Genomic DNA, 7,555 nt, shown 5'->3' on the forward strand with positions numbered 1-7,555 from the left:
GGGCCGGCCCCGCCGGGAACAGCTCACCGTCCGGCAGCTGATCGGCCAGCTCGGTGACGAGCTGGTAGCGGCTCTGGTGGGCCTGCACGGAGCCGGCGGCCGGCAGTTCCGGCAGCGGCCCGTCCAGCGGCAGACCGGTCAGGTCGATGCCGAGCATCCCGGAGAGCTGGGCCAGGGCGTAGTCGGGGACGATCAACTCCTCCAACTCGGCGGCGAGCGCCTGCGCCTCGGCCTCCGTGCCGCCGAGCACCGGCGCGATGCCGGGCAGGATCTTCACCAGGGCCGGGACCCGACCGGCGGCGGTGACCTGCCGGCGCAGCTCGGCGTAGAAGCTCTGCCCGTCGGCGAGGGTCTGCTGCGCCGTGAAGACCGCCTCGGCGTAGCGGGCGGCGAAGGCGATCCCGTCCGGCGACGACCCGGCCTGCACCAGCAGCGGTCGACCCTGCGGCCCGCGGGGGATGTTCAGCGGACCACGGACCTGGAACTCCGGCCCCCGGTGCGCCACCTCGTGCACCCGGTCGGTGTCGGCGAACACCCCGGCCGTGGTGTCGAAGACCAGCGCGTCGTCCTCCCAGCTGTCCCAGAGCTTGATCGCCACGTCGACGAACTCGGCGGCCCGCCGGTACCGGTCGGCGTGCGCGGGGTGGCTGTCCCGGTTGAAGTTGACCGCCTCCCGCTCCTGCGCGGAGGTGACGATGTTCCAGCCGGCCCGACCACCGCTGAGGTGATCCAGCGAGGCGAACTTACGGGCGATGTGGAACGGCTCGTTGTAGGTGGTGGAGACCGTCGCGATGAGACCGATGTGTTCGGTCACCGCGGCGAGCGACGCGAGCAGGGTCAGCGGCTCGAAGACGGCCTGGATGTTGTGCCGGGGGTTCGGCCCGACCGAGAGGCCGTCGGCGAGGAACAGAGAGTCGAGGGTGCCGCGTTCGGCGATCCGGGCCAGCTCCTGGAAGTGCCGTACGTCGGTGACCCGACGTGGGTCGGTGCGGGGGTGCCGCCAGGCCGCCTCGTGGTGGCCGACGCCCATCAGAAACGCGTTGAGGTGCAGGGTACGGGTCATTGGTGTCCGTCCTATCCGGCAGTGACGTCGACGCGCCAGGTGGAGAAGCGACGTTCGAGGGCGACGAGGAGTTGGTTGACGACCAGGCCGATGGCGGAGATCGTGATGATCCCGGAGTACATGTCGGCGATCGCGAAGTTGTACTGCGCGTAGTTGATGAGGTAACCGAGCCCGGCCTTCGCGCCGACCATCTCCGCCGCGACCAGCACCAGGATCGAGTACGCCCCGGCCAACCGGACGCCGGTGAAGATGGTCGGCACCGCCGCCGGCAGGATCACCTTCTGGAACAGCCGCAGGTGGTTGAGCCCCATCGAGCGGGCCGACCGGATCAGCAGCGGGTCGACGCCCTTCACCCCGGCGATGGTGTTCAGCAGGATCGGCCAGGAGCACGCGTACAGCACCAGGGCGATCTTGGAGGTCTCTCCCAGGCCGAGGATGAGCACGAACACCGGCAGCAGGGCCAGTGCGGCGGTGTTGCGGAACACCTCCAGCAGCGGGCTGAGCAGCTCGGCGAGTGGCCGGTACCAGCCGATCAGCAACCCGAGCGGGATGGCGGTGAGCACCGCCAGGCCGAGCCCGGCCAGCGACCGGGTGAGGCTCGCACCCACGTGCTCGGCGAGTTGCCCGCTGCGCAGCAACTCCCACCAGGCCACCAGCACCTCCGACAACGGGGGCAGGAACACCCGGTCCACCAGCCCGAGCCGGGGCGCGCCCTCCCAGATCGCGGCCAGCGCGGCGACCGCGACACTGCGGTGCAGCACCTTCGCGCCGAGGCCGAGCAGCCGACCGGCCCGGCCGGGAGCGGCACGGCCGACCGCCGCTCCGGGCATGCTTGGTGGGCCGGCGAGTCGGGTGGGACGTTCGACGATGTCAACCAACGCGGGCCTCCTCGGTGTGGCGGACGCCGGTGCCCTCGGCCGCCTGAGCGGCACGCACCTCGTCCCGCAGCAGCGTCCAGATCTGGTGGCGGTGGTGACGGAACGCGTCGGTGGAGCGGACGTCCTCGACCGCGTCCCGATCACCGAGGTCGATGTCGATGACCTGTTTGAGCCGGCCGGGACGGGACGTCAGCACCGCCACCCGCTGACCCAGGCGGACGGCCTCGTCGATGCCGTGGGTGATGAACACGACCGTCTTGCCGGTGCGCGCCCAGATCCGCACCAGCTCGTCCTGCAACGAGTCGCGGGTCTGCGCGTCCAGGGCGGCGAACGGCTCGTCCATCAACAGCACGTCCGGGTCGTACGCGAGGCTGCGGGCGATGGCCACCCGTTGCTTCATCCCACCGGACAGCTCGTGCGGGTAGCGGTCGGCGAACCCGCGCAGGCCCACCAGGTCGAGGTGGTGCTCGATCAGGGCGGCGCGTTCGGCCCGGGGCACCCCCTTGGCCTCCAGACCGAACGCGACGTTGCCGGCCGCGGTGCGCCAGGGCAGCAGCGCGTACTGCTGGAAGACGATGCCCCGGTCCAGGCCGGGACCGGTGACCGGCCGACCGTCGACGAGCACCCGCCCACCGGTCGGCTCGGTGAGCCCGCCGAGCAGGTCGAGCAGCGTGGACTTGCCGCAACCGCTGGGGCCGACGACGACCAGGAACTCGCCGGGGCGTACCCCGAGGGTGACCTCGTCCAGCGCGGTGACCGCGCCGGCGCCGCCACGCCGGGTGGCGCGGACCGGGAAGGTCTTGCTCACCCGATCAAAGAGGATCTTGTCGGTGCTCACGCGCTGCCACCGTCCACGAAGGGGTTGAACCGGTTGGTGTAGATGTCGGCGGGCTTCGGACGATCGCCCCTGAGCTCGCCCTCGGCGGCGAGCCAGTCGACCCAGGTGCCGAACTCCTGCTCGTCGATCACCCCGCCGCGGCCGGCGACGCCGCTGCTCTTCCAGTACGCGACAAGGGACGGGTCCTCGTTGCGGCCGCGCTTGCCGATGATGTCCCGCATCCGGGCGACCACCGTCTCCCGAGGTTGGCTACGGGCCCACTCGATGGCCTTGCCGACCCCGGTGACGAACGCCTTGACGGTCTCCGGGTTGCGCTTGATGAAGTCGTCGCGGAAGACGTAGGTGCCGCCGCTGAACGCGCCGAGCAGCTCGTAGTCGGTGACGATGGTGCGGATGCCGCCGCTGGCGATCGCCTTGTCCCGGATCACCCCGCCGAGCACCGCGACGTCGATCTGTCGTTGCCGTAGCGACTGCTCGGTGTTGACCGGTGGCAGGGCGACCAGCTCGACCTGTTTGATCTCGGCGGGGGTGAGACCGCCGCGAGCGAGCCAGGTCTTGAGCACCGCCTCGGCGTGCGCGCCGAGGGTGTTCATGCCGACCTTCCGGCCGATCAGGTCGCGAGGGCTGCGGATCGGGCTGTCGTCGAGCACGTAGTAACCCTGGAAGGTCTGCGCGTCCGAGCCGTAGTAGCTGACCACGGCGGTGATCGGGGCGTTGGCCGCGGCGAGCTTGACGATGGCGCCGTTGAACGCACCGCCGAAGTCGCTCTGCCCGGTGGCGGTGGCCTGGATGTCCTGCGGACCACCGGTGACGTTGCCGATCCACTTGAGCTTGACGTCGCCGAGGTAACCGAGGTCGGCGGCGAGTTCGGGGAGGGTGACCTGACCGACCGAACCCTGGTAACGCAGCTCGCCGGCCTGGTCGCCGCCGGCTGCGGCGGCACCGCCGCAGCCGCCGGTGGCGGCGAGGACGACCAGCGCGGCAGCGGCGGCGAGGGTACGCAGGAAGACATGACGGGGTGGGGACATGAGGAGTCTCCTGATCTGTCCACGATGGGAGCGGGGACGCCCGGATGAGGGCGTGCGGGCACGCTGCTCCGCGCTGAGCGGGCGGGCTGTGAAGGTGCGGCGCTGGAGCCGAGCCGGATGGACCGGTCAGCTCAACAGAGCGCGCTCGCGTGCCGGACCAGGTCGACGTGCACACGAGCGGTGAGGAGAAGCTCGTCCCGCTGTGACATGACCCCATGCTGCCGGGCGTCGGATCGAGCGGTCAACGGTCTTCCAGTAGATGAGACTTCTATCGCCGCCGATGTTACGAAGCGCTCCGAACAGCGTTTACCGCGCCGCAACACCTATCTGGTTAGTAGGAATCTGAGCGCTTCGTGGTCACCCTCCACGACGGACAGCGAGCGGGTTTCAAAAGTTGCCGGTTCGGGAATGTTCGATCTCGACACGGCAGGGAACGGTGACGAGGGGAGCGCTCCGATGGGCCTCATGTTTCGCAAGCGCAAGAAGTACGGTCCGATCATCCTGAACTTCACCGAGAACGGCTTCTCCTCGTGGAGCATCAAGATCGGTCGCTGGTCCTGGAACTCCAGGGCGCGTGCGCACCGGGTCGACCTGCCGGGTCCGCTCTCCTGGAAGCAGGACAAGTCCCGGTCGTAAACATCCCGGGAGTCGAGCGGGGTGCCGGTGATTCACCGGCACCCCGCTCGGCGTCTGTGGTTGGGGCGGTCAGCGCGCCAGGCTGATGATCTCGTCGCCGGCCAGCCGTCCGGACTCGCGGTCCCGGCGCAGGGCGCCGGCTTCGAGCAGTCCGGTGAGCGCCTGGTTGGCGTCGGCGGCCCGATAGACGGTCGCGGTGAGGGTGTGCCGGCGCAGCTCGGTGACCGGTCGCGGCCCTCCCGCCCGCAACTCGGCCAGCAGCTCCTGGGCCAGCGGTTCGAGGTCGGGGTCGCCGACCACGTCGACAGTCGTGCCGGTCGGGTCGAGGGGGTCGCGGTAGCGCACGTCGAGGTCCGCGCCGACTGCCCAGAGCGCCTCGCGGACCGCCTCCAGGCTCCGGTCGGAGCGGCTGCCGAAGGCGATCACACCGGCAGCCTCGCCGCCGGGCAGCACCGGTGCCACCTCGGCGACCAGGGGGAACCCGGCGGAGACGAGCGCGTCTCGGGCACTGTCGCCGGTGTGCAGCAGCAACTCTCCGGTCCGGCCGTTGGTAGCGGCGGTGAGCAGCTTCGGCGTCACCGCGCCGGGCAGACCCACGAAGGAGAACAGCGGCGCGCCGGCCGCTCCGGCCGCCTTCACCGCGACCGGTAGCCGGTACGGGTCACCGGGCAGCAGGTGCACGGTGACCTCGGCCGGCAGCTCGGCCTCGATCGGACCGAGCCGGGTCGGCAGGTCGTCGGCGGCGTCGGCCAGCACCAGCACCGTCACCTGCCGGCCGCGCACCTGGTCGCCGTGCGCGGCGACCAGGCGCAACGCGGCCTCCGCGCTGGCCGCGTCGACGCCCGCGAGGGCGACGGTGGCCCGCCGGGAGCGGTGCAGGGCCGCGGGCAGCCAGGTCGTCAACTGGCGGACCAGCAGCTCGCGGAGGAAATCGGTGGTCCGGTCGGTCGGCATCGGTCCGTTCTACCGTACGGGCGGTCAGGCCGGGACAGAGATCCCCACCCCGCCCCGGGTCTGCCCGCCGTAGCGCTGTCGCTCGGCGTCCAGGTCGAGCCGACCGATCTGCTTGCGGGCGGCCAGCGCGGCGTCGTCGAGCAGGTCGGCCGGGATCAGCCAGACCACCTCGAACTCCAGACCGTCGGGGTCCCTGCCGTAGAGGCTCTTGGTCGTGCCGTGGTCGGAGGTGCCGACCAGCGCGCCGGCCGCGACGAGCCGCTCGGCGGTGGCGGCCAGCTCGTCGAGCGTGTCCACCTCCCAGGCGAGGTGGTAGAGCCCGACCGTGGACCGACCGGCGGTCGATTGTCCGGCGCCCGCGCCGACCTCGAAGAGACCGAGGTCGTGGTCGTTGGTGGAGTCGGGGGCCTGGAGGAAGGTGGCGCCCCGGAAGCCGTCCGGGGTCATCGCCACCGGGCGGAAGCCCAGCACGTCGCGGTAGAACGCGACGCTGCGGGCGAGGTCACTGACGTAGAGGACCGCGTGGTTGAGTCGATGAATACCCATGACCCGAGGCTAGCGCGGTTTAGTTGAACCTTCAACCATCGGGGGTATGATGGCGGTCATGACCCGCTGGTTGGACCCCGACGAGCAACGCACCTGGCGCGCGTACCTCACCGCCTCCCGGGTGCTGATGGACACTCTCGACCGCGAGCTGCAACGCGACGCGGGCATGCCGCACGCGTACTACGAGATCCTGGTCCAGCTCTCCGAAGCCCCCGGTCGCCAACTGCGGATGAGCCAGCTCGCCCAGGCCGCGGGGTCGTCCCGCAGCCGGCTCTCGCACGCCGTGGCCCGGCTCGAGGCCGCCGGCTGGGTGCGCCGCGAGGACTGCCCCACCGACCGGCGCGGGCAGATCGCGCTGCTCACCGACGAGGGTTTCGCCACCCTCGCGGCCGCCGCGCCCGGCCATGTCGAGGGGGTACGCCGACACCTGTTCGACGCGTTGAGCCCCGCCCAGGTCGACCAGCTGCGCCGGATCAGCGAGACCCTGGCCGAGCACCTGACCGGATCCTGACCAATCGACACCGGCGCGGGTCTTGTACTTACCGTCGTCGGATGAGCACGATGGGGCGTGTCTTCCGGCTTCGGTGAACTGACTGATCAGGCGCACCACCTCGTGTCCTCCGGCGACCTGGCCGGCGCACAGCAGTTGCTGTCCGACGCGCTCACCGACGCCGACCCCCGCCCGGCCAACGCCACCCCCGAGCTGGCCGAGGCGGCCAGCCTCCAGGCGCGGGTGCTGATCGCCCTCGGTGAGCCGCATTCGGCCCGGGGGTGGGCCGCCTTCGCGTACGCGGCCACCACCCGCCTGCACGGCCGCGCCGACCCGCGCACGGTGGCCGCCGCGGCGACCCTGGCCGCGGTGCTGCACCGGGTCGGCAGTCACTCCCGGGCGGCGCGGCTCTACCAGGAAGTCATCATCGAGCTGACCGCTCAGGACGGCCCGGAGTCGCTGCGGGTGCTCGCCGCGCACGCCGACCTGGCCACCGTGGAGTACGCGCGCGGCCAGTGCACGGTGGCCCGCGACCGCCTCCAGGACGCCTGGGAGCTGCACCGCGAGGTGTACGGCGACGGGCACCCCAGCGGCATCAAGATGCTGGCGCGGCTCGGGGCGATGCAGCGCGACTGCGGGCAGTTCGCCGAGGCGCACGACAACCTGGCGCTCGCCCGTGAGCTGTGCCGGCAGCACCTGCCCGCCGACGACCCGCTGGCCACCCAGGTGGCGGCACTGGCCCGGGCTGCGGCGAATCCCGACCACGCCTGCGCCGACAACCCACCCACGGCCCGGGACACGCCGGTCGTGCCAGCTGCCCGAGTCCCCCCGCACGGCGACGGGCCGGTCGAATCCGGCCACCACCCGCCGGCAGCCGCGACCCACCACGCCGGGGCGGTTCCGAACCCCCGGCTGCCCTCCGACGAAGCGGTCGGGTCGACGGGCGGCAGATGGCCGACCGAACCGGTGGACGAGCCCTCGCCTCACCCCACCGACCCTCCGGTGCCCCCGTCGGTGGTCGGGCTGGTCGGCGGCACGGAGGAGCAGCCCGGGGTGTACCGGCTGCACCGTCCCGCCGCCCCCACCGATCCGTACCAGTCGCCCGAGCCGCACGCCCCACCC

10 protein-coding genes are annotated in these 7,555 nt (G+C 71.7%); 3 read left to right on the forward strand and 7 right to left on the reverse strand.

Annotation, left to right across the window (positions count from 1 at the left end; translation table 11 throughout):
* The 5 genes from DLJ59_RS01280 to DLJ59_RS38185 form a co-directional block, all read right to left on the reverse strand.
* Positions 1–1,063: NtaA/DmoA family FMN-dependent monooxygenase (locus DLJ59_RS01280; RefSeq protein ID WP_124770693.1), on the reverse strand; the 1,063-nt coding region annotated here is incomplete at its 3' end.
* Positions 1,064–1,074: 11 nt separating this feature from the next.
* Positions 1,075–1,941, reverse strand: a complete 867-nt coding sequence (locus DLJ59_RS01285; protein ID WP_124770694.1) for an ABC transporter permease — start codon at positions 1,939–1,941, stop codon at positions 1,075–1,077.
* On the reverse strand, positions 1,934–2,779 hold the full coding sequence (locus DLJ59_RS01290; protein WP_124770695.1) for an ABC transporter ATP-binding protein: 846 nt from the start codon (positions 2,777–2,779) through the stop codon (positions 1,934–1,936). Before DLJ59_RS01290 ends, DLJ59_RS01285 begins: the two co-directional genes overlap by 8 nt.
* Positions 2,776–3,807, reverse strand: a complete 1,032-nt coding sequence (locus tag DLJ59_RS01295) for an ABC transporter substrate-binding protein (protein ID WP_124770696.1) — start codon at positions 3,805–3,807, stop codon at positions 2,776–2,778. The genes DLJ59_RS01290 and DLJ59_RS01295 overlap by 4 nt, the downstream gene beginning before the upstream one ends.
* A gap of 131 nt (positions 3,808–3,938) precedes the next feature.
* Complete coding sequence (locus DLJ59_RS38185) at positions 3,939–4,016, reverse strand: putative leader peptide (protein WP_349881247.1); 78 nt, start codon at positions 4,014–4,016, stop codon at positions 3,939–3,941.
* A gap of 247 nt (positions 4,017–4,263) precedes the next feature.
* Here DLJ59_RS38185 and DLJ59_RS01300 point away from each other — a divergent pair, with 247 nt between their 5' ends.
* A complete protein-coding gene (locus DLJ59_RS01300; RefSeq protein WP_124770697.1) occupies positions 4,264–4,443 on the forward strand; it encodes a DUF4236 domain-containing protein in 180 nt (59 codons plus the stop codon).
* 69 nt (positions 4,444–4,512) lie between these two features.
* On the opposite strand, the gene DLJ59_RS01305 is transcribed toward DLJ59_RS01300, so the two are convergent.
* Together DLJ59_RS01305 and DLJ59_RS01310 are read right to left on the reverse strand one after the other, a co-directional pair.
* A complete protein-coding gene (locus DLJ59_RS01305) occupies positions 4,513–5,397 on the reverse strand; it encodes a hypothetical protein (RefSeq protein WP_124770698.1) in 885 nt (294 codons plus the stop codon).
* Positions 5,398–5,421: 24 nt separating this feature from the next.
* Positions 5,422–5,943: a VOC family protein gene (locus DLJ59_RS01310; RefSeq protein WP_124770699.1), complete on the reverse strand. Its 522-nt coding sequence runs from the start codon at positions 5,941–5,943 to the stop codon at positions 5,422–5,424.
* Between the two features lie 49 nt (positions 5,944–5,992).
* Between DLJ59_RS01310 and DLJ59_RS01315 the strand changes: the two genes are divergently transcribed.
* Both DLJ59_RS01315 and DLJ59_RS01320 read left to right on the forward strand, forming a co-directional pair.
* Positions 5,993–6,454, forward strand: coding sequence for a MarR family winged helix-turn-helix transcriptional regulator (locus tag DLJ59_RS01315; RefSeq protein ID WP_030333595.1), 462 nt, complete (start codon positions 5,993–5,995; stop codon positions 6,452–6,454).
* Positions 6,455–6,511: 57 nt separating this feature from the next.
* On the forward strand, positions 6,512–7,555 hold a 1,044-nt coding region (locus DLJ59_RS01320), incomplete at its 3' end, for a tetratricopeptide repeat protein (protein WP_244235778.1).

Source organism: Micromonospora inaquosa (assembly GCF_003857055.1).
Taxonomy (GTDB): Bacteria; Actinomycetota; Actinomycetes; order Mycobacteriales; family Micromonosporaceae; genus Micromonospora; species Micromonospora inaquosa.